This window comes from Pseudomonas sp. FG86 (assembly GCF_057808775.1).
Genome location: NZ_JBMDIS010000001.1, coordinates 109,330 through 130,932, shown reverse-complemented (window position 1 = coordinate 130,932; position 21,603 = coordinate 109,330). Strand labels below are relative to the sequence as shown.

The window sequence follows — 21,603 nt, the reverse complement described above, 5'->3', positions numbered from 1 at the left end:
GCGAATTATCCTCGGATCGCCCAGAAGGCCAGGTTCAAACCCGGGAACTGCCCGGCGATATGGAAGGCGAAACCGCCGGAGTTGCCCAACTGCTGCCAGTGCTCGCTGCCGCGGTCCAGCTCGTAATAGGTACTGCCCGCGTGGTAGGGAATCTGACGTGGCGCCACCGGCAACGGCAGCAGGCTGATGCCCGGCAGTTGCAGGTTGACCAGGTCACGGATGTGCTCCACCGAGCCGACCTTGCTCTGCTGGCCGAAGCGCGCGCGCAGGGTTTCGCCGGGCACATCGGCACGCACCACGAGGATGAAGCTGGCGCTGTCGAGCAGGGTCTTGTCGGCCAGCATGGCCACATGGATGCCATAGGCTTTCTCCACGATCGGGATCGGCGTGGCCTTGCTGTCGATCAGCATCGACAACGCTTCGCGCAGCGCCGCCATCACCGGGGCGAAGCTCAGGGCCAGGTCGTCGTGCTGGTACTGCGGGTATTCCTGGGGGCGACGGCCACTGGTGGAAAAGGTGGAAAACTCACCGGCCAGGCTGACCAGTTCGCTGAAGAAGCGCTCCGGATGCAGCGGGCTCAACTGGTTGAAATGCTGGATCAGCGGTTGGGCACGGTTGACCAGTTGCAACAGCATGAAGTCGGCAATCTCCGACGCCCCACCGGCACCCGAGGCCACCACACGGCCCGCCAGGGCTTCGCCACGCTGGTGCAGCAGGCCAAGCAGCTCACTGCGAAATGCGCTCAGTGGTTTGCTCGCGGCCACGTCCAATACCGGCGGGATATAAGTGTCGTCGAGGACCAGCGCGCGGTCGGCGCGTTTTTCCTTGATGCGCACCAGCCCGATGGCGGCGTAATCGCTGATGCCATCCTGCGCGGTCAGCAGGCGCAAGGCACGGGAGCCAACGGCCACTGGGGCGCGGTTCTCGAACGGGGCGTTGTCGTCGCGCACTTCGCGCACCTGGCTCACGTAACGCGCGGCGCCAAGGTCTTCGCCGTCGTCGACGGTGTCGCGGGCACCCGCGCGCTTGAGGGGCAAGGCCAGGTAGACCAGGCCGTCGCGCAGGTTGTCGTCGATATTCAACGGGCTCGGCGCGAGGTCATCCTGGGGAATATTGAACGGCGTGCCGTCGGGCAACAGGCCGCGTGCCGACACGATCGCCAGCTTGCCCTGGGCCAGCAGGCCCTGGTCGATCAGCAACTCGGAAAAGCCCCAGGCGCCGGCGGACAGCGGACGGCTGCGGGCGTCGATCAGGTTTTCCAGGTAACGGTCATGCTGCTGGAAGTGCTGCGTTCCGATGAACATGCCTTCCGACCAGACCACGCGATTGTTCCAGGACATGGGGGCTCCGATTGCTTCTTATTGGGCAGGGCTGGATGGGGTAGCCACGACGTCGGCGCGCACGGCACGCACATCGAGGCTGATCTGGTATTCGGTGTATTGGCGCGCGGGCACGTTGATCACCGTGCGCCATTGCGCGCGGTCCAGCTCGCGATAACCCACCAGCAAGCCGATCTGGCGCGTGGAGGGGTCGAGGTCGCGCTGGATGCTCAGTTGCTGGCCGGGTTGCACCATGACTTCGTCCTGGTCCAGCAGGTCCAGGCCGAGGGTGGATTGCGCACGGTCGGCCAGGGCGAAGTAATCGGAGCGGGCGAAGGTGGCGGCGTTTTTCAGTTCGAAAATGCGCACCCGCACCGGGGCGGCCTGGCCGTTGGCGCCGGGGTTAAGCCCGGCAATGGCGTGGAAATGCAACTCGACGGCGGCGGTGTCCACTTCAGCCTCAGCGGCTGTTTCGGGTTTGGCCGCGTCCTTGGCACACGCGGTCAGCAGCAGCGCGGTAGCGACTGCGAGTAAAAACCTGGGAATCATCCTGCGTCCTCAATGACGTACTTAGCTATCCGTTAATCCATGTGCTGCGGGTCAGCGACGCTGGCGTGCGCTGTGTTCTTCGTAGGCTCGGCTGAATTCGCGGCCGAACAGGTCCTGGAAATCTTCCTGGGCCTCGCGGGAAATATTGCTGTAGAGCTCGGTGAATTGTTGCCAGTACTGGGCCTGGCGCGAACCGTTGAAAAGGCTCGACAGCCCGCCGGGTTTGCCCATGCGTTCTTCCAGTTGTGCCGGTTCGAAGCGGCCGAGCAGGTGTTTGATCGCCGCTTCCACCCCGGCCATCACCGCCAACTGATGGGCGCGCAGATCGTCGAAACTGTCACGCACGGCGAGATCCGGAGCCATAAACGCTTGGTTGCCATGGCGAAGCAGCAGCAGTAACGCTTCGTCGGCGTTCGGTGCGAATTTCAACGGATTGTTTTCGGCGGGTTGGATCATCGTCTGCTGCATGCGGAACTCGCCCTTGAGACTGGCGCGGGCGCGCAACACGTCGATCAAGCCCTCGACCATCAGGCGGTAGCTGCGGCCGATGCTTTCCATCTGCGCACAGGCATCGGCCTTGTCCAGGCGCAGTTGGTCCAGGCCCGCGCCGCGCAGGAAGGCGTGCAGGAGGTCGGGTTGCCGGGTATCGGCCACGGGGAGCACGGGCTCGACCACGGGGGGCGACGGCACGCTCGGTGCAGGCGGCGGTGTCGGTACGGGGGGGGGTGTCGGCGCGGGCGGCGGCGCGCTGGTCAACGGCGCTGGCGTATCGCCAAACAGGTCCCAGTCTTCGGGAATCACCGCGCCGGATACCGCAGGCTTCTCGACCAGCGGCACCGCGACCGGCGTAGGTGGGCGGAAGTCGTGTTGTTCGCTGGGGACGTGGTCAGCCACAGTGGGCGGCGGCACGGCGGTGGGGCTGAGGAAGTCGAACAGGTCAGGCAGGGTATCCATCGACGAAGCGCCGTGGAACTGCGGCGCAATCACGGGCGTCGGCGCGGGCTTATTCGCCACCGCGCCCATCAAGGCCTCAAAACTGTTCGGTGAATCACCGGCAAACGGCTGGCTATCGACGGCCTGCACATTGAAATCGATACGTGCCTGGATTTCGTAATCGCCGATGCGGATCAACTCACCATTCTGCAGCGGCTCGCTATTACCCCGGCGCATACGAATACCGGCGTTAACCAACTCCACACCATTTGTACTGTTATCGGTTAAATAATAACGGCCATCTTTGTATTGAATAACGCAGTGTTGCGAAGACACCAAGCGCTCAGGGTCGGGCAATACCCAGTCATTATCCGAGCTGCGGCCGATAGCCATCGAGCCCTGGTTCATGGACTTTTCGGAGCACTGCCCCGGGGTAATCTTGTGATAACTAGTGATAGTCAAACACAGCGACATCTTGCCTCCTTGCTGATACTTCGCGCGCAGTCGATCCAAGGGACAGCGATTCCCGAGAGATCCCCATCAGGTCGTGCAATCGACCTTCCACAACCTGCTTTTGTCAGCATGATCGCTGATCTTAACTGGCCTTCATGACAAAAATCCTGTTCCGGTGCGTCGTTCGACCCACCAGTCGCGCAGGTTGTTAAACACCGCACATCTGTCACAGAGCGCGAATAGCTTACCTTGACAAGGCATAAGTACTACACCAAAAATGCACAACTTCTTGAATACCAGTGATGGCACATTAGTGGCGTCTTGCTTATATGACCAAGAAAACATGCAAAGTTCCTCGCGCAACTAATGCATGAATTGCCCGCCATTTAACGGGCTGATAGGGAGATCGATTTCAGTGGATGTGCCGTTGCTGCTCACCGCCGTTTCCGCGACTTCGCCATGTGGTGAAGACATGGAATATGACGCGCAATTTTTGCAACTGGAGCGTGATGCCAAGGGCCAGCCCGAGCGCAGCATGGGTGACTCGATCCTGCCCGCTGAACCGCCGGAGTGGCGCAGCATCCAGCAGCAAAGCCTTGATTTGCTGCAACGCAGCAAAGACCTGCGCATTACCCATTTCCTGCTGCAAAGCTCCCTCGCCCTGCAAGGCGTGGCCGGGCTGGCGGAAGTCCTCACCCTGATCAATGCGTTGCTGCGCGAATACTGGGCCGACCTGCACCCGCGCCTGGATGCCGACGACGATAACGACCCCACCGTGCGCATCAACGCCCTCTCCGGCTTGACCAGCGACGCAACCATTCGTCTGCTGCGCGAAAGCATCCTCACGCGCTCGCGCACCTTCGGCCCCGTGAGCCTGCGCGCTGCGCTCAGCGCCAGCGGCCTGATGAATTTCCCCGATGAACAGCTCGGCGCCCAGCAACTCAACGCCGCGTTCCTCGACAGCGATCCCGAACAACTGCAGGCCACCCGTGACGCCTTGAGCACGGCGCGCGCCGCTTGCGAAGCCATCGAGCAGCAGGTCAGCGACCAGGTCGGTTCAGCCCAGGGCGTGGACCTCAGCCTGCTGAAGCAGCCGCTCAAGCAGGCGTTGCAAATACTCAACCAAGCCGTACCCGACCCTACAAGCAGCCGCGAACCCGAGGCCGTCAGTGACGACAATGCCCCCTCGGTCGATTTCGCCGCTGCCCCCGCCGCACCTCGCCCCACTGGCGACATCGCCAACCGCGACGACGTGCTGCGCAGCCTCGACAAGATCCTTGCGTACTACACCCGGCATGAGCCTTCGAGCCCGCTGCCGGTGTTGTTGAACCGGGCCAAACATCTGGTGCACGCCGACTTCGCGGCCATCGTGCGCAACCTGATTCCCGATGGCATGTCCCAATTTGAAAACCTGCGCGGCCCGGACGGCGAGTAAACCGCCCGGCTGTGCAGTAACAACACCGTCGCTCAAGCGACCAGGAGCAGCAACGTGGCGAAGCAAAGTTCTCAGAAATTCATCGCGCGCAACCGCGCGCCTCGAGTGCAGATCGAGTACGACGTCGAGCTCTACGGCGCCGAGAAAAAGGTCCAGCTGCCCTTCGTGATGGGTGTGATGGCCGACCTCGCCGGCAAGCCTGCCGAGCCTCTGGCGCCTGTGGCCGACCGCAAGTTCCTTGAAGTGGATGTCGATAACTTCGACTCGCGCCTCAAGGCCATGCAGCCACGCGTGGCGTTCCACGTACCCAACGAGCTGACCGGTGAAGGCAACCTGAGCCTGGATATCACCTTCGAAAGCATGGACGACTTCAGCCCGGCCGCCGTGGCCCGCAAGGTCGACTCGCTCAAGCAACTGCTCGAAGCCCGCACCCAACTGGCCAACCTGCTGACCTACATGGACGGCAAGACTGGCGCTGAAGAAATCATCATGAAGGCGATCAAGGACCCGGCACTGCTTCAGGCACTTGCCAGCGCGCCTAAGCCTGCAGGGGAGCAGTAATCATGACTGACAATACCGCCCGCGAAGGCGCCCAGAGCCTGGGTGCAATTGAGGAAACCAGCGAGTTCGCATCCTTGTTGATGCAGGAATTCAAGCCTAAGACCGAGCGTGCCCGCGAAGCCGTGGAAACCGCCGTGCGCACCCTGGCCGAACAGGCCCTGGCGCAAACCGACCTGGTGTCCAACGACGCGATCAAGTCGATCGAATCGATCATCGCCGCCATCGACGCCAAGCTCACCGCCCAGGTCAACCAGATCATCCACCACCCGGATTTCCAACAGCTGGAAAGCGCCTGGCGTGGCCTGCACTACCTGGTCAACAACACCGAGAGCGATGAGCAGCTCAAGATTCGCGTGCTCAACATCTCCAAGCCGGACCTGCACAAGACCCTGAAGAAATTCAAGGGCACGGCCTGGGACCAGAGCCCGATCTTCAAGAAGATGTACGAAGAAGAATACGGCCAGTTCGGCGGCGAACCGTACGGTTGCCTGGTAGGCGACTACTACTTCGACCAGTCGCCACCCGATGTCGAGCTGCTGGGCGAGCTGTCGAAAGTCTGCGCCGCCATGCACGCCCCGTTCATCGCTGCGGCTTCGCCGACCGTGATGGGCATGGGCTCGTGGCAGGAACTGTCGAACCCGCGCGACCTGACCAAGATCTTCACCACCCCGGAATACGCCGGCTGGCGCTCGCTGCGTGAATCGGAAGACTCGCGCTACATCGGCCTGACCATGCCGCGCTTCCTGGCGCGCCTGCCGTATGGCGCCAAGACCGACCCGGTGGAAGCCTTCGCTTTCGAAGAAAACACCGACGGCGCCGACAGCTCCAAGTACACCTGGGCCAACGCGGCCTATGCGATGGCGGTGAACATCAACCGTTCGTTCAAGCACTACGGCTGGTGCTCGCGCATCCGTGGCGTGGAGTCTGGCGGTGAAGTGGAAAACCTGCCGGCCCACACGTTCCCTACCGATGACGGTGGCGTGGACATGAAGTGCCCGACCGAAATCGCCATCAGCGACCGCCGTGAAGCGGAACTGGCGAAGAACGGTTTCATGCCGCTGCTGCACAAGAAAAACACCGACTTCGCCGCGTTCATCGGTGCGCAGTCGTTGCAGAAACCGGCCGAATACGACGACCCGGACGCCACCGCCAACGCCAACCTGGCCGCGCGCCTGCCGTACCTGTTCGCCACCTGCCGTTTCGCTCACTACTTGAAGTGCATCGTGCGCGACAAGATCGGTTCCTTCAAAGAGAAGGACGAGATGCAGCGCTGGTTGCAGGACTGGATCCTCAACTACGTCGACGGCGACCCGGCGCACTCCACCGAAACCACCAAGGCCCAGCACCCGCTCGCTGCCGCTGAAGTGATCGTGGAGGACGTCGAAGGCAACCCGGGTTACTACAACTCCAAGTTCTACCTGCGCCCGCACTACCAGCTCGAAGGGCTGACCGTGTCGCTGCGCCTGGTATCGAAGCTGCCTTCGGCGAAAAGCGCGTAAACCACGGATGAGCTAGCTCTTCTGTGGGAGGGGGCTTGCCCCCGATAGCATCACTGGGTTGTGACTGACACACCGAGGTGCCTGCATCGGGGGCAAGCCCCCTCCCACACAAAGGCACTGCCCATTTGGAGTTACCCAAATTCAGTGGCAAGAGCCACACAGGGAGAAAACATGGCTGTTGATATTTTCATCAAGATCGGCGACATCAAGGGCGAGTCCATGGACAAGGCCCACAAGGACGAGATCGACGTGCTGAACTGGAGCTGGGGCATGTCCCAGTCCGGCAACATGCACGTCGGCGGTGGCGGCGGCGCGGGCAAGGTGAATATCCAGGACCTGTCGCTGACCAAGTACGTCGACAAGGCGTCGCCGAACCTGATGATGCACTGCGCCAGCGGCAAGCACATCGACAAGGTCAAGCTGACCGTGCGCAAGGCCGGTGGCGAAAGCCAGGTCGAGTACATGATCATCAACCTGGAAGAAGTGCTGGTCACGTCCCTGAGCACCGGCGGTTCGGGCAGCGATGACCGCCTGACTGAAAACGTCACCCTGAACTTCGCCCAAGTGATGGTCGACTACCAGCCGCAGAAAGCCGACGGCACCAAAGACGGCGGCGCGATCAAGTTTGGCTGGAACATCCGTTCCAACACCAAGCGCTGATAGCCTTTGTGGCCGTGGGTTTGCGCCCCGGCCACAAGCCCCTGCCCCTCTGAACGAGCGTCCCTCTCACAACCCGTCCGTGGAGCTGCTTTGGTGGTAACTGAAATCGCTTCCCGCGACCGTCTGCAACCGTCCCTGCTGGACCGGTTGACCGACGACGACCCAACCAATCCCAAGGAAAGCGCGGATAAACGCGTATTGTCCCTGACCCAATTGAAGGCCTCGGTGCTGCGCGACCTGGCGTGGCTGCTCAACACCACGTCGTTGCTCGATGCCGATGCCACGCTGCACACACAAGCAGGCACCTCAGTGGTCAATTACGGCCTGCCGGCGCTGGCGGGCAACAGCGTTTCCAGCGTTGATATCAAGGCCCTGGAAGCCCTGATCTACCAGGCGATCGCCACCTTTGAACCACGCATCCTGCGCCACACCCTGCGCGTCAAAGCCCGCGTCGGCCATGGCGAGATGAATCACAACGCCCTGAGTTTCGAGATCGAAGGCGACCTGTGGGCGCAGCCGGTGCCATTGCGCCTGTTGCTGCAAACCGACCTCGACCTGGAATCCGGCCATGTGCGCGTGGTCAATGCCGACCAGCGGAGGCGCCCATGAACCCGCGTCTGCTGGAGCTGTACAACCAGGAACTGCACCACGTGCGCGAAAGCGCCGCCGAGTTCGCCAAGGAATACCCGAAGATCGCCAGTCGGCTGACCCTGTCCGGTATGGACTGCGCCGACCCGTACGTCGAACGCTTGCTGGAGGGCTTTGCCTACCTCACTGCCCGCGTGCAGCTCAAGCTCGACGCCGAGTACCCGACCTTCACCCACAACCTGCTGGAAATCGCCTACCCGCACTACCTGGCGCCGACCCCGTCGATGACCGTGGTGCAGTTGCAGACCGATCCCGATGAAGGCTCCCTGGCCAGCGGCTTCCCGCTGCCGCGCGACACCGTGTTGCGCGCCGCCTTGGGCCGCGAAACCCAGACCTGCTGCGAGTACCGCACCGCGCATCCGGTGACGTTGTGGCCGTTGCAGGTCAGTGGCGCCGAGTACTTCGGCAACCCCGCCGCCGTGCTCGGGCGCCTGGCCGCCAGTGAGCCGAAAGCCAAGGCCGGCTTGCGCCTGACCCTGCGCACCGGCGCCGAATTGCCGTTCAACAGCCTCGACCTGGACAACCTGCCGCTGTACCTCAGCGGTGCCGACGAGCAGCCGTTCCGCCTTTACGAACAACTGCTGGGCAACGCCTGCGCGGTGTTTGCGCGCAAGCCCGGTGGCGATTGGGTCGAACGCCTGCCACAAGGCGCATTGCGCTCGCGGGGCTTCGACGACGCCGATGCCGCCATGCCAGTGGTGGCGCGGGCGTTCCAGGGCTACCGCCTGTTGCAGGAGTACTTCGCCCTGCCCCACCGCTTCCTGTTCGTCGAGTTCGCCGAGCTGAGCCGTGCGGTCAAGCGTTGCGACGGCCAGGAACTGGAACTGATCGTGCTGTTCGACCGTCACGAACCGAGCCTGGAAGGCAGCGTCGGCGCGGCGCAGTTTTTGCCGTTCTGCACCCCGGCGATCAACCTGTTCCCGAAGCGCGTGGACCGCATCCACTTGTCCGACCGGGTCAACGAACACCATGTGATCGCCGACCGCACCCGGCCGATGGATTTCGAGATTCATTCGTTAAGCGGCATCACCGGCCACGGCACCGGGCCAGAGCAGCCATTTTTGCCGTTCTATGCGGTACGCGATCCATCGCGGTATGGCCGCGACCAGGCTTACTACACCGTGCGCCGCGAGCCACGGGTGTTGTCCAGCGACCAGCGCCGCAACGGCCCGCGCTCCACCTATGTGGGCAGCGAAACCTTTGTCAGCCTGGTCGACAGCCGCCAGGCGCCGTATCGCCACGACCTGCGCCAGCTTGGCGTGACCGCGTTGTGCACCAACCGCGATTTGCCGCTGTTCATGAGCGTGGGCAACGGCAAGACCGACTTCACCCTGGCCGACAGTGCGCCGGTTTTATCCGTGCGTTGCGTCGCCGGGCCAAGCCGCCCGCGCGCCAGCCATGCCCATGATGCCAAGGCCTGGCGCCTGATCAGCCAGTTGTCCCTCAACTATTTGTCCCTGAGCGAACAGGGCCAGGGCGCGGCGGCATTGCGCGAACTGCTACGCCTGTACGGCGACAGCAACGACGCCGCCCTGCAATTGCAGATCGAAGGCCTGCGCGAGGTCAGCAGCAAGGCGGTCACTCGCCGCTTGCCGATGCCCGGCCCGATTGTGTTTGGTCGTGGCCTGGAAATTACCTTGGAGTTTGATGAAAACGCGTTTCGCGGCACCGGCGTGTTCCTGCTCGGTGCGGTGCTGGAACGCTTCCTGGCACGCTACGTGTCGATCAACAGTTTTACCGAGACGGTGATCCGTACCACCGAACGCGGCGAGATCATGCGATGGAAAGCCAAGCCCGGGCGTCGTCCGACCCTGTGAGTACTTTGGATGCGATGCATCAGGAGCCCTGGGAATACGATTTCTTCCAGGCATTGCGGCGTATCGAGTGCGAATCGCCCGAGCTGCCGCGCCTGGGCCATTCCCTGCGCCTGGCGGATGACCCGCTGCGCCTGGGGCAGCAGGCCGATTGCACTTTCGCCCCGGCTACGCTGGCCTCGGTCGATCCCGGTGGCGACGGCAAGCCGGCGCGGCTGGAGCAATTCTTCTTCGGCCTTGGCGGCCCCAACGGCCCGCTGCCGCTGCATATCACCGAATACGTGCGCGAACGCCAGCGCAACAACGCCGACAGCACCAGCAAGCAGTTCCTGGATATCTTCCACCACCGCCTGCTGAGCCTATTCTACCGGGCCTGGGCCGAGGCACGGCCGACGGTCAGCCACGACCGCCCGGACGATGACTACTGGTCTGCACGCCTCGCCGCACTGAGTGGTCGCGGGATGCCAAGCCTGCTGAATCAGGGGCTCATCCCTGATACCGCGAAGCTGCATTACAGCGGCCATCTGTCGGCGCAAACCCGCTACCCGGACGGTTTGAAGGCGATCCTCGGCGAGTATTTCGGCCTGCCGGTGGAGATCGAAGAATACGTGGGCCAATGGCTGGAACTGCCCGAGCGCAGCCGCGTGGGCGTCAGCGCCAACCAACTGGGCGTGGACTTCTGCCTGGGCAGCCACGTGTGGGACCGCCAGCATAAATTCCGTATCCGCCTGGGTCCACTCAAGCTGGACGACTACATGGGCATGCTGCCTGGCCAGTCGCCGTTCAATGAGCTGGTGGCCTGGGTGGCCGAGTACCTGGGCCATGAATTGGACTGGGACTTGAACCTGGTTTTGCAACAACCCGAAGTGCCGGCGCTGCAACTCAACGGCCAGTTCCGCCTGGGCTTCAACACCTGGCTTGGCCGCCCTGCGGTTGATGCCAACGACCTAATCCTGGCCCGGCATTACGCCGATCAAGCCACCACCTCAAGGAATCCAGAGCATGGGTGAAATCAGTCGCGCCGCGTTGTTCGGCAAACTCAACAGCGTGGCCTACAAGGCCATCGAAGCCGCCACCGTGTTCTGCAAGCTGCGGGGCAACCCGTACGTGGAACTGGCCCACTGGTTTCACCAGTTGCTGCAACTGCAGGACTCGGACCTGCACCGCATCATCCGCCAGTTCAACGTGGAACCGGCGCGCCTGGCCCGTGACCTCACCGAAGCCCTGGACCGCCTGCCGCGTGGTTCGACCTCGATCACCGACCTGTCTTCCCATGTGGAAGAAGCCGTGGAGCGCGGCTGGGTCTATGGCAGCCTGATGTTCGGCGAAAGCCAGGTGCGCACCGGTTACCTGGTGCTGGGCATCCTCAAGACCCCAAGCCTGCGCCATGCGTTGCTCGGCCTGTCGTCTGAGTTCGACAAGATCAAGGCCGAAGCCCTGAGCGAACGCTTTGACGAATACGTCGGCGACTCGCCGGAAAACGCCCTCAGCGCCAGCGATGGTTTTAATGCCGGCGTTCCAGGCGAAGCCAGCGGTGCCATGGCGCCGAGTGCGATGGGCAAGCAGGAGGCCCTCAAGCGCTTCACCGTCGACCTGACCGAGCAGGCACGCAGCGGCAAGCTCGATCCGATCGTGGGCCGTGACGAAGAGATCCGCCAGCTGGTGGACATCCTCATGCGTCGCCGCCAGAACAACCCGATCCTCACCGGCGAAGCCGGCGTCGGCAAGACCGCCGTGGTCGAAGGTTTTGCCCTGCGTATCGTCGCCGGCGACGTGCCGCCCGCGCTGAAAGACGTGGAACTGCGCAGCCTCGACGTGGGCCTGCTGCAAGCCGGCGCCAGCATGAAAGGCGAGTTCGAACAGCGCCTGCGCCAGGTCATTGAAGACGTCCAGGCCTCGCCCAAGCCGATCATTCTGTTTATCGACGAAGCCCACACCCTCGTAGGTGCCGGTGGTGCCGCCGGGACCGGTGATGCCGCCAACCTGCTCAAGCCCGCCCTGGCCCGTGGCACCCTGCGTACCGTGGCCGCGACGACCTGGGCCGAGTACAAAAAACACATCGAGAAAGACCCGGCCCTGACCCGTCGTTTCCAAGTGGTACAGGTGGCCGAGCCGTCGGAAGACAAGGCGCTGCTGATGATGCGCGGCGTGGCGTCGACCATGGAGAAACACCACCAGGTGCAGATCCTCGATGAAGCCCTGGAAGCCTCGGTGAAGCTGTCTCACCGCTACATCCCCGCGCGCCAGTTGCCGGACAAATCCGTAAGCCTGCTGGACACCGCCTGCGCCCGCGTCGCTATCAGCCTGCACGCGGTGCCGGCCGAAGTGGACGACAGCCGTCGCCGCATCGAAGCCCTGGAAACCGAGCTGCAAATCATCGCCCGCGAGCATGCCATCGGCATTGCGATTGGCGCGCGCCAGAGCAACAGCGAAGCCTTGCTGAGCGCTGAGCGCGAGCGCCTGGCCACGTTGGAAAGCCGCTGGGCCGAAGAGAAAGCGTTGGTGGATGAGTTGCTCGCCACCCGTGCAACCCTGCGCGAAAAGGCCGGGGTTGTGGACAGTGGCAACGATGAGCTGCGTGCAAAACTGGTCGATCTGCAACAGCGCCTCACCGCGCTGCAAGGCGAAACCCCGTTGATCCTGCCGACCGTGGATTACCAGGCCGTGGCCTCGGTGGTCGCCGACTGGACCGGTATCCCGGTGGGCCGCATGGCCCGCAACGAACTGGAAACCGTGCTCAACCTCGACCAGCACCTGAAAAAACGCATCATCGGCCAGGACCACGCCCTGCAGATGATCGCCAAGCGCATCCAGACCTCCCGCGCCGGCCTCGATAACCCGAGCAAGCCGATTGGTGTGTTCATGCTGGCCGGCACCTCAGGCGTGGGCAAGACCGAAACCGCCCTGGCCCTGGCCGAAGCCATGTACGGCGGCGAGCAGAACGTGATCACCATCAACATGAGCGAGTTCCAGGAAGCCCATACCGTGTCGACCCTCAAGGGTGCGCCACCGGGCTATATCGGCTACGGCGAAGGCGGCGTGCTGACCGAAGCGGTGCGGCGCAAACCTTACAGCGTGGTCCTGCTGGACGAGGTGGAGAAAGCCCACCCGGACGTGCATGAGATCTTCTTCCAGGTGTTCGACAAGGGCGTGATGGAAGACGGCGAAGGCCGGGTGATCGACTTCAAGAACACCCTGATCCTGCTGACCACCAACGCCGGTACCGAGCTGATTTCCCAGGTGTGCAAGGACCCGGCGAACATTCCCGAGCCGGAAGAAATCGCCAAGGCCCTGCGCCAGCCGCTGCTGGAGATCTTCCCGCCAGCCTTGCTCGGCCGCCTGGTGACCATTCCTTACTACCCGCTCAGCGATGAGATGCTCAAGGCGATCACCCGCCTGCAACTCAACCGCATCAAGAAGCGTGTGGAAAATACGCACAAGGTCGCCTTCGACTACGACGACGCGGTGGTCGACCTGATCGTCTCGCGCTGCACCGAAACCGAAAGCGGCGGGCGCATGATCGACACCATCCTCACCAACAGCCTGCTGCCCGACATGAGCCGTGAATTCCTCACGCGCATGCTTGAGGGCAAGGCGCTGGCGGGTGTGCGCATCAGCAGCCGGGATAATGAGCTGCACTACCAGTTCAACGATTGATCTGACGGAATACAGCTCAACATGTGGGAGGAGGCTTGCCCCCGATGGCGGTGAATCAGTCACCAATGCATCACCTGACACACTGCTATCGGGGGCAAGCCCCCTCCCACATTTGAACTCAGTTTCTTCAGTTATTTAGTCATTTTCGAGACGCCCGATGCTATTCAACCAAGCCTCACGCCTGGCCAAGATCACCAGCCCCCTCGGGCCGGATGTGCTGCTGCTCAATGAAATGGGCGGCGGCGAAGAGTTGGGGCGCCTGTTCACCTACGAGCTGCAACTGACCTCACTGGACGCCAACATCGACCTCAACCAGTTGCTCGGCAAGCCGATGAGCGTGGGCCTGCAACTGGCGGACGGTGGCGAACGGCATTTCCACGGCATCGTCGCGCAGTGCAGCCAGAGCATCGACCAGGGCCAGTTCGCCAGCTACCAGGTGACGCTACGCCCATGGCTGTGGCTGCTCAGCCGTACGTCCGATTGCCGGATTTTCCAGAACCTGAGCATCCCGCAGATCATCAAGCAGGTGTTCCGCGACCTGGGCTTTTCCGACTTCGAAGACGCCCTGAGCCGGCCGTATCGCGAGTGGGAATACTGCGTGCAGTACCGCGAGACCAGTTTCGATTTCGTCAGCCGCCTGATGGAACAGGAAGGCATCTACTACTTCTTCCGCCATGAGCAGGACCGCCATGTGCTGGTGCTGGCCGATGCCTATGGCGCCCACACCACGGTGCCGGGCTACGCGTCGATCCCCTACTACCCCAAGGACGAGCAGCAACGCGAACGCGACCACATGCACAACTGGCACCTGGCGCAGCAAGTGCAGCCGGGCTCGCTGGAGCTCAACGACTACGACTTCCAGCGCCCCAGCGCGAGCATCGACGTGCGCTCGGCCATGCCACGCCCGCACACCGCGGGCGACTACCCGCTGTACGACTACCCCGGCACCTACGTGCAAAGCGCAGACGGCGAACACTACGCACGTACCCGCATCGAAGCCCTGCAAACCCTGCATGAGCAGATCGAGTTCAGCGGCAACGCCCGCGGCCTGGGGTCCGGCCACCTGTTCAGCCTCACCGGCTTCAGCCGCCAGGACCAGAACCGCGAATACCTGATCGTCGGCTGCCGTTACTACATCGTCCAGGAAAGCCTGGAAAGCGGCGGCGGTTCAGGCGCGGCGCAGTTCGAAAGCAGCCTGACCTGCATCGACGCCCAGCAAAGCTTCCGCCCACTGGCGAGCACCCACCGCCCGATCGTCAAAGGCCCGCAGACCGCGCTGGTGGTGGGCCCCAAAGGCGAGGAAATCTGGACCGACCAGTACGGCCGCGTGAAGGTGCACTTCTACTGGGACCGTCACGACCAATCCAACGAAAACAGCTCGTGCTGGATACGCGTCTCGCAATCCTGGGCCGGCAAGAACTGGGGCTCGATGCAGATTCCACGCATCGGCCAGGAAGTGATTGTGAGCTTTCTGGAAGGTGATCCCGACCGGCCGATCATCACCGGGCGGGTGTACAACGCGGAGCAGACGGTGCCCTACGACCTGCCGGAAAATGCGACCCAGAGCGGCATGAAGAGCCGCTCGAGCAAGGGCGGCACGCCGGCCAACTTCAATGAAATCCGCATGGAGGACAAGAAGGGGTTGGAGCAGTTGTACATCCATGCCGAGCGTAACCAGGACATCGTCGTCGAAGTGGACGAAAGTCACTCGGTGGGGCATGACCGCAACAAGAGCATCGGCCATGACGAGGTAGTGACGATTGGCAACGACCGCGTGCGTGCGGTCAAGCATGACGACATGCTTATGGTGGGATTCAGCAAAACCGACGCCATCAGCAAGAGCTATCTAATTGAAGTGGGCGAAAACTTGCGCCTGGTTTGCGGCAAAAGCGTGCTGGAGCTCAACGCCAGCGGCCAGATCAATCTCACTGGTGTGCAGATCAACGTGTATTCCGAGGGCAGCTCCGAGATCAACACCGGAGGCAATCTGCATTTGAACATTGGGGGCAAAGGCGGCACCACACCCATGGGCCAAGGGGTCAAGGGTGAAATCGACGCGGCCGTCAATTCCATGTTTCCCAAGCCACCTTCCGGCCAATAACGAGATTCCGTTTCATGACCTATCAACTCAATGAACTGCAATTCACGCTGCCCAGCGATGACGTTCAAGATGCTTCCATCAATATCCTGAAGTTCGCCGCTCTGGGTACGTCGTTGATCGTCAGCCGTAGCCTTCTAGGTGATGGTGAGACGCTGCAAAGCAACTTCGAAGAGCAACTGGCGAAGCTGGAGAAGCAGGTACAGGACCTGCGCTACCAACCGGCCAAGGCACTTCGTGTAGGCGCGGCGCAGGATATAGACGCCATCGAAGTGCATAACCAGTTCAGCAAGGGCACCGAGCGTATCCATCAATACCAGTTAGCGCTTGTGATACCTGGCACTCGGCAGATGCTTGCCCTGAGTTATGTCAAAGCCCAACCCCTGGGCGATGCTGAAAGCGCCCATTGGGCAACCATCAAAAACACCTTGCAGCTGAATCCCAAGCCTTGAAGCCCCTAATCCATGTCTGACGCTCTCTGGGCCGCACGTCTCGGCGATGGCCTGCTGCACACCTCGGCGATGGCCGACATCCTGGGCGGTGTGCTGGAAATTGCGGCTAACATCGCTATTACGGCCGTCGCCACTGCTGCAATTGTGGCCGCCACCGGTATTACGGTCGTAACCGGCGGGCTAGGCTGCTTTGTGCTGGGCGCCGTAGTGGGCATCATCGTCGGCATTGGCATGAGCAAGACGGGGGCGGACAAGGGACTGACAAAGGTTTGTGACTGGATAGGCAATGCGTTATTCCCGCCGGTGGTGATGGCAACAATCGCCACTGGCTCCCACAACACCTTTACCAACGGCATACCCTCTGCACGTGCCGCAGGCGCTATCGGCCCAGTCAGTTCGCAACCCGCCGAAGGGGGTAGTCCCGAAGAAGCCAGCTACCTTGACATGGCCAAGGGTTTCTTCTCGCAGATGTGGCGACCCACAGTGGCGGTTCCTGCACCAGGCGCAGTACCCAAACCGCTGGATATTGTGATATGCACCAAACATCCCCCGATGCCGCCGCAGTTTATTGCCGAAGGCTCCAGCAAGGTCACTATCAACGGTCAGCCGGCCGCCCGCAGCGGGGACCGAAGCACCTGCGACGCCTCGATTGTCGAGTCGGGGATGATCTCCAGCAACGTGCGTATTGGCGGAAGCCCCGTGGTGGTACGCGAGATCCGCAGTGGCAAAACACCCGGTGTCGGGCTGGCGGTGACCGCACTGTTGATGCTGCGTGGTGGCGGCTCCAAGTTTTTCAGCAAGCTGCCGTGCATGGTCGTTGGTGGACTGGTGTCGTGGGGCACTAGCCAAGTGACCAATGCCATTACCTCTGCAGTAGCAGGCTCGCCCAACCCGGTACACAGCTCCACTGGCGCGAAAATTCTTGATGGGGAAGACGATCTGGACTTCGCCCTGCCCGGCCTGCTCCCTATCGAGTGGCAGCGCTACTACAGCAGCCGGGACGAGCGTCGCGACGGTCTGTTCGGTGCCAGCTGGAGCGTGATCTACGAGGTCTGCGTCGAGATTGGCGTACACCCCGATGGTGGGGAACGGCTGGTCTATACCGATGAGCAAGCACGACAGATCGACATGGGCGTCATCCCGCTGGGCGGTGCCGTATTCAGCGCAGGAGAAGGCTTGAGCGTACGGCGCAATACCAATGGCCAACTACTGATTGAAAGCGTTGATGGGCTCTATCGGCTATTCGAACCAACACCAGGCACCGCCTCACGCCTGCGCCTTAGCCAATTGGGGGATCGCAACGACAACCGAATCTTCCTCGACTATGACATTCAGGGTCGGCTGAGCCACTTACGAGATACGTTCGACCATGTGCGTGTCGAACTTGTTTACAGCCAGCAATGGCCGGCACGAGTGGAGCAAGTCGAGCGGCTATACCCCGATCACAGCCGGGAAACCCTTGTCAGTTACAGCTACGATTCTCGCGGCGACCTGGCCGAAGTTCGCGATACCGACGCAAACGTGCAACGCCGCTTCGCCTATGACAACGGCCAACGCATGGTCGAGCATCAACTGCCCACCGGGCTGCGTTGTTACTACCAATGGGACTGCGTGGACGGCAGCGAATGGCGCGTGGTGCGGCACTGGACCGATGAGGGTGACGAATACCTGTTCGACTATGACTTGCTTGCCGGCGTGACGCGCATTACTGATGGCTTGCAGCGTCTCAGCACACGCCGCTGGAACTCGCAGTACCAGATCACCGAGTACACCGACAACCTGGGAAAGACGTGGCAATTCGAATGGAATGAGGAACGTCAGTTGCTCGGCGCGACTGACCCACAAGGCGGCAAATGGCAGTTCGGCTACGACGAGTCCGGCAACCTGTGCAGCACCCAGGATCCGTTGGGGCGTATCGAGTCGACGTTGTGGCTGGAGCATTGGTCGTTGCCGTTGGTGGAGACCGATGCGGCAGGCCACGCGTGGCAATATCAGTACGACCAGCGGGGCAATTGCGTCAGCGAAGTAGACCCCTTGGGGCATGCCACACGTTATCGGTATGACACCTTTGGCCAAGTGGTGGAGATCATCGATGCAACGGGTAAAAGCAAAACCCTGCGCTGGAATGAAACCGGGCAGTTAATCCAGCATATCGATTGTTCAGGGTATCCCACAGCGTTCGAGTACGACCGCCAGGGCCATTTGCAGGTGGTCATCGACGCCTTGGGTGAACGGCAGCGCTATCGACACGACGGCCAAGGCCGGCTGTTGCAGACCGAAATGCCGGACGGCCGCACCGAACAGTACCTACGCGACACCAGCGGTCTGTTGATCGGTTATACCGATGCAGCGGGTCACACCACCCGCTACCAATACGGGCGCCGCGGGCAAGTGCGCCAACGAATAGATGCACACGGCCGGCAGATTGAGTTCCGCTACGACGCCTACGGGCACCTCCAAACCTTGACCAATGAAAATGGTGAGAGTTACCGCTTTACCTGGGACCCGTGCGACCGTCTCGTGGAGCAACAAGACCTCGACGGCAGCGCCCGACGTTATGCCTATGACCTTCTGGATAACGTAGCCGCCGTTGAGTACGTGCCCACCGGGCAGACACCTGAGCCTTCAATTGTGCATCGACTCGAACGAGATGCAGTGGGCCGCTTGCTGTTGAAACAAACCGATGATGGTCGCACCGAATACGCCTACGACCCGTTGGACCAACTCACCGCTGTCACCTTCATCGGTAATGACGAAACCACCCAGGCACTGGCCTTCGCCTACGACGCGCGCGGCCAACTGCTCATCGAACAAAGCGCCGCCGGCAGCCTGAACTACCACTACGATGAGCTCGGCAACCTGATCCAGACGCAGTTGCCCGACGGCCGTTGGCTCAACCGCCTGTACTACGGCAGCGGCCACCTACACCAGATCAACCTCGACGGCCGCGTCATCTGCGACTTCGAACGCGACCGCCTGCACCGTGAAGTCCTGCGTACCCAAGGCCAGATCACCACACGCAGCGAATACGACCGCAGCGGCCGCCTGCGCTCACGGATACGCCGCCCCAATGGCCAGCCCACGCAACTGCCAGCTGCCCAGCAAAAACACTTCGACTATGACCCGGCCGATAACCTGATCGGCCGCCTGGAGCGTGACCGGGAAAAACACCGAGACCAACGCCAACTGCTGCACTACGACGCCACTGGACGCATTATCGCCAGCCAGGACAACATCCAGGGCCAGCGAGAAAATTTTGCCTACGATGCGGCCGCGAATCTGCTGGACGGTCCGCCAGCCAGTGCGGGCCTTGTGGTGCATAACAAGCTGTTGACCTATCAGGACAAGCGTTATCGCTACGACGGTTTCGGTCGAATGATCGAAAAGCGCAGTGCCGCGCGTGGCATACAGTATTTCGCCTATGACGCCGAGCATCGCCTGATCGAAGTCCGCAGCCAGAAGGATGGGCGCGAAACGGTCGTGAAAATGACCTACGACCCACTCGGCCGGCGCATCGCTAAAACCGAACATGACAGCAACGGTTATCCGTTGGGTGAAACCCGCTTTGATTGGGAGGGGTTGCGCCTGTTGCAGGAGCACCGACATAGCCAGACCAGCCTCTATATCTATGAAGAAGATGGCTATGCACCGCTGGCTCGGGTGGATGGTACGGGCGAGCATCAAAGTGTGCGCTATTACCACAACGACCTGAACGGATTGCCTGAGCAACTGACCGAAGCCGATGGGAAAACGGTGTGGCAGGCGCGGTATCAGGTGTGGGGGAATGCGGCCGAAGAAGTGCGTGAGGCGTACTTTATCGAAGAGCAGAATTTGCGGTTCCAGGGGCAGTATCTGGATCGGGAGATTGGGCTGCACTACAACACATTTCGGTTTTATGATCCGGATGTGGGGAGGTTTACGACCCGAGATCCGATAGCGCTGACGGGTGGTCTGAACCTCTACCAGTACTCACCAAACCCTATTGGTTGGATTGACCCACTTGGTTGGGAAACCTGCCGACTGTCCAAGGTCGATAAAGCGAAGATGGGACCTAAACCCAAGGCACACGAAATGACGAATCCGCATCGTCACCATATCGTGCGCGAAAAAGCGCCCAAGAATTGGACAGACAGTAACCGTCGTTATGTGGCACATGCCCAGGGAATTCTGAAGAAATTCGGTATTGGTTTGAACGACGACCCACGCAACTTTGTCTGGGCTCCCAACGGTAGCGGAAACCATACAATCGCAGCATCGAAAAAGGTCTCTGAAGCCCTTGCTATAGCCCGCAAAGGCGGTAAGAGCGAGGTAATCAAGACGTTACAATCCATGGGCAAAGAAATGAGAAAGGGAGTGTTTCTAGATGACTAGCCTAGAGAAAACATATGGTGAGGACGCCCCCCTTATTCGAGAACTTTATGCTCATATCGAATCCGGGGATCTTGCCTTTATACGTACCGAGTTAGCCAAACACCCGCAGCTTATTGAGCCTCCTCGTTTGAACCTAGTCAGTTACCCTGGCCTCCTTCATCACGCTGCCGAATATAACCAACTTGCCATATGCCAATTGCTAGTTGAACTGGGTATCGATATCAATCAACCCACCGTAGGCTCAGGAAACACGACGCCGCTAGCGGTGGCGGCCGAAAATGGGCACTTGGAAATCGTTCGATGGCTATTGGAGGCTGGTGCAGAGGTCGACGGTTCACCTCTCTCGGTGACATCGCCCCTGATAACAGCCGTCACGTTCGGACAGGCTGCGGCTGTTGATCTATTGCTGGAGCACCATGCAGACGTCAATCAACTGCACGCCAAATTCAACCGAACCGCCTTGGATCTAGCTCGATCTTGGAATTTCCCGAAGATAGCCGAACGTCTTGAAGCACAGGGAGCTGTTTCTGCGATTGAAAAAGATGCCAACGAAGAATCCATTCCCGGCGCCCCTATAGTCAGCTTTGTTAGTGAAACAGCCGGCTGGGTGCTCCCTGAAAAAGTCACTCCCCAACTGCAAGGTGCGGGCGTGAAACTAAGAGTCAGTTGCATCGCGGATAAAAACGACTACAAGCTACTGTTCACCCTTGGGCTGTTTACGCAAAAGCCACGAACAGAACTTTTTATCTGCCTGCCTGGGAATTGGCGGATGCCCAGACAAGGCTTTGCTATCGATAGTCCCTGGATGTTTCCTCAAGGCCTACTTTCTGAGCTTTCAAAACGTACAACGGAAAAGGCTCCTTTATCTGAAGGCCAAATCATATTGCGCTCAGAACCATGCTTAAGCTCGCTGGGCTGGCCAGCCGATATTGACGCGCTGGTTGTCGTGGACAAGATCTGGACTACAAATTCTGAGATCGACCATCACGATGACTCGGTAAAACTCTTCGTTTTGGTGCCACTTAAATTGCCGAAGAAAGGACCACCAGAAGGTACCGCCCTGGACACCCTTCTTGAGAAAAAACGCAAAGCCAGCTGGAAAAGCATTGCGCTAACCTCGCCATTACAATTTTGATAAGGGAAAACGGCGTAGG

General features: G+C 61.0%; 15 protein-coding genes. 12 read left to right on the top strand and 3 right to left on the bottom strand.

What is annotated here, in order from left to right; genetic code table 11:
* Positions 1-5: 5 nt before the first annotated feature.
* Genes tssK through tagH form a run of 3 tightly spaced genes read right to left on the bottom strand, consistent with a single transcriptional unit; the run spans position 6 to position 3,275 of the window.
* Positions 6-1,340: a type VI secretion system baseplate subunit TssK gene (gene tssK / locus ACODSV_RS00550; protein WP_024078127.1), complete on the bottom strand. Its 1,335-nt coding sequence runs from the start codon at positions 1,338-1,340 to the stop codon at positions 6-8.
* A gap of 18 nt (positions 1,341-1,358) precedes the next feature.
* Complete coding sequence (gene tssJ, locus ACODSV_RS00545; RefSeq protein WP_024078128.1) at positions 1,359-1,868, bottom strand: type VI secretion system lipoprotein TssJ; 510 nt, start codon at positions 1,866-1,868, stop codon at positions 1,359-1,361.
* A 51-nt stretch (positions 1,869-1,919) separates the two neighbouring features.
* Positions 1,920-3,275 carry a type VI secretion system-associated FHA domain protein TagH gene (gene tagH / locus ACODSV_RS00540; protein ID WP_150095311.1) on the bottom strand — a complete coding sequence of 452 codons (1,356 nt, stop codon included), beginning with the start codon at positions 3,273-3,275 and terminating at the stop codon, positions 1,920-1,922.
* A 394-nt stretch (positions 3,276-3,669) separates the two neighbouring features.
* Between tagH and tssA the strand changes: the two genes are divergently transcribed.
* The 12 genes from tssA (at position 3,670) to ACODSV_RS00480 (ending at position 21,584) form a co-directional block, all read left to right on the top strand.
* The gene (gene tssA, locus ACODSV_RS00535) at positions 3,670-4,689 is read left to right on the top strand and encodes a type VI secretion system protein TssA (protein WP_150054569.1); all 1,020 of its coding nucleotides are present in this window, start codon (positions 3,670-3,672) and stop codon (positions 4,687-4,689) included.
* Between the two features lie 54 nt (positions 4,690-4,743).
* Positions 4,744-5,250 (top strand): type VI secretion system contractile sheath small subunit, encoded by a 507-nt coding sequence (tssB, locus tag ACODSV_RS00530; protein WP_003213340.1) that lies wholly within the window; start codon positions 4,744-4,746, stop codon positions 5,248-5,250.
* Between the two features lie 2 nt (positions 5,251-5,252).
* Positions 5,253-6,749 carry a type VI secretion system contractile sheath large subunit gene (gene tssC, locus ACODSV_RS00525; protein ID WP_024078131.1) on the top strand — a complete coding sequence of 499 codons (1,497 nt, stop codon included), beginning with the start codon at positions 5,253-5,255 and terminating at the stop codon, positions 6,747-6,749.
* A gap of 171 nt (positions 6,750-6,920) precedes the next feature.
* Entirely contained in the window at positions 6,921-7,409 is a 489-nt protein-coding gene (locus ACODSV_RS00520) for an Hcp family type VI secretion system effector (RefSeq protein ID WP_024078132.1), read from the top strand.
* Positions 7,410-7,502: 93 nt separating this feature from the next.
* Complete coding sequence (gene tssE / locus ACODSV_RS00515; protein ID WP_027608263.1) at positions 7,503-8,018, top strand: type VI secretion system baseplate subunit TssE; 516 nt, start codon at positions 7,503-7,505, stop codon at positions 8,016-8,018.
* Positions 8,015-9,874: a type VI secretion system baseplate subunit TssF gene (gene tssF / locus ACODSV_RS00510; RefSeq protein ID WP_069077350.1), complete on the top strand. Its 1,860-nt coding sequence runs from the start codon at positions 8,015-8,017 to the stop codon at positions 9,872-9,874. Before tssE ends, tssF begins: the two co-directional genes overlap by 4 nt.
* A complete protein-coding gene (tssG, locus tag ACODSV_RS00505; RefSeq protein ID WP_024078135.1) occupies positions 9,838-10,881 on the top strand; it encodes a type VI secretion system baseplate subunit TssG in 1,044 nt (347 codons plus the stop codon). Before tssF ends, tssG begins: the two co-directional genes overlap by 37 nt.
* The gene (gene tssH / locus ACODSV_RS00500; protein WP_024078136.1) at positions 10,874-13,528 is read left to right on the top strand and encodes a type VI secretion system ATPase TssH; all 2,655 of its coding nucleotides are present in this window, start codon (positions 10,874-10,876) and stop codon (positions 13,526-13,528) included. The genes tssG and tssH overlap by 8 nt, the downstream gene beginning before the upstream one ends.
* Before the next feature lie 157 nt (positions 13,529-13,685).
* Positions 13,686-15,629: a type VI secretion system Vgr family protein gene (locus tag ACODSV_RS00495; RefSeq protein WP_150095517.1), complete on the top strand. Its 1,944-nt coding sequence runs from the start codon at positions 13,686-13,688 to the stop codon at positions 15,627-15,629.
* Positions 15,630-15,643: 14 nt separating this feature from the next.
* A complete protein-coding gene (locus ACODSV_RS00490) occupies positions 15,644-16,078 on the top strand; it encodes a DcrB-related protein (protein ID WP_150055750.1) in 435 nt (144 codons plus the stop codon).
* A 12-nt stretch (positions 16,079-16,090) separates the two neighbouring features.
* Entirely contained in the window at positions 16,091-20,449 is a 4,359-nt protein-coding gene (locus ACODSV_RS00485; protein ID WP_150295491.1) for an RHS repeat-associated core domain-containing protein, read from the top strand.
* On the top strand, positions 20,442-21,584 hold the full coding sequence (locus ACODSV_RS00480) for an ankyrin repeat domain-containing protein (RefSeq protein ID WP_150095349.1): 1,143 nt from the start codon (positions 20,442-20,444) through the stop codon (positions 21,582-21,584). The genes ACODSV_RS00485 and ACODSV_RS00480 overlap by 8 nt, the downstream gene beginning before the upstream one ends.
* Positions 21,585-21,603: the final 19 nt, after the last annotated feature.

What these genes read in the sequence shown, in the direction of transcription:
- ACODSV_RS00490 (WP_150055750.1), top strand. Translation starts at nt 15,644, where the DNA reads ATGACCTATCAACTCAATGAACTGCAATTCACGCTGCCCAGCGATGAC.
- tssC (WP_024078131.1), top strand. Translation starts at nt 5,253, where the DNA reads ATGACTGACAATACCGCCCGCGAAGGCGCCCAGAGCCTGGGTGCAATT.
- tssF (WP_069077350.1), top strand. Translation starts at nt 8,015, where the DNA reads ATGAACCCGCGTCTGCTGGAGCTGTACAACCAGGAACTGCACCACGTG.
- tagH (WP_150095311.1), bottom strand. Translation starts at nt 3,275, where the DNA reads ATGTCGCTGTGTTTGACTATCACTAGTTATCACAAGATTACCCCGGGG.
- tssK (WP_024078127.1), bottom strand. Translation starts at nt 1,340, where the DNA reads ATGTCCTGGAACAATCGCGTGGTCTGGTCGGAAGGCATGTTCATCGGA.
- ACODSV_RS00485 (WP_150295491.1), top strand. Translation starts at nt 16,091, where the DNA reads ATGTCTGACGCTCTCTGGGCCGCACGTCTCGGCGATGGCCTGCTGCAC.
- tssJ (WP_024078128.1), bottom strand. Translation starts at nt 1,868, where the DNA reads ATGATTCCCAGGTTTTTACTCGCAGTCGCTACCGCGCTGCTGCTGACC.
- ACODSV_RS00495 (WP_150095517.1), top strand. Translation starts at nt 13,686, where the DNA reads ATGCTATTCAACCAAGCCTCACGCCTGGCCAAGATCACCAGCCCCCTC.
- ACODSV_RS00480 (WP_150095349.1), top strand. Translation starts at nt 20,442, where the DNA reads ATGACTAGCCTAGAGAAAACATATGGTGAGGACGCCCCCCTTATTCGA.
- tssH (WP_024078136.1), top strand. Translation starts at nt 10,874, where the DNA reads ATGGGTGAAATCAGTCGCGCCGCGTTGTTCGGCAAACTCAACAGCGTG.
- tssG (WP_024078135.1), top strand. Translation starts at nt 9,838, where the DNA reads ATGGAAAGCCAAGCCCGGGCGTCGTCCGACCCTGTGAGTACTTTGGAT.
- ACODSV_RS00520 (WP_024078132.1), top strand. Translation starts at nt 6,921, where the DNA reads ATGGCTGTTGATATTTTCATCAAGATCGGCGACATCAAGGGCGAGTCC.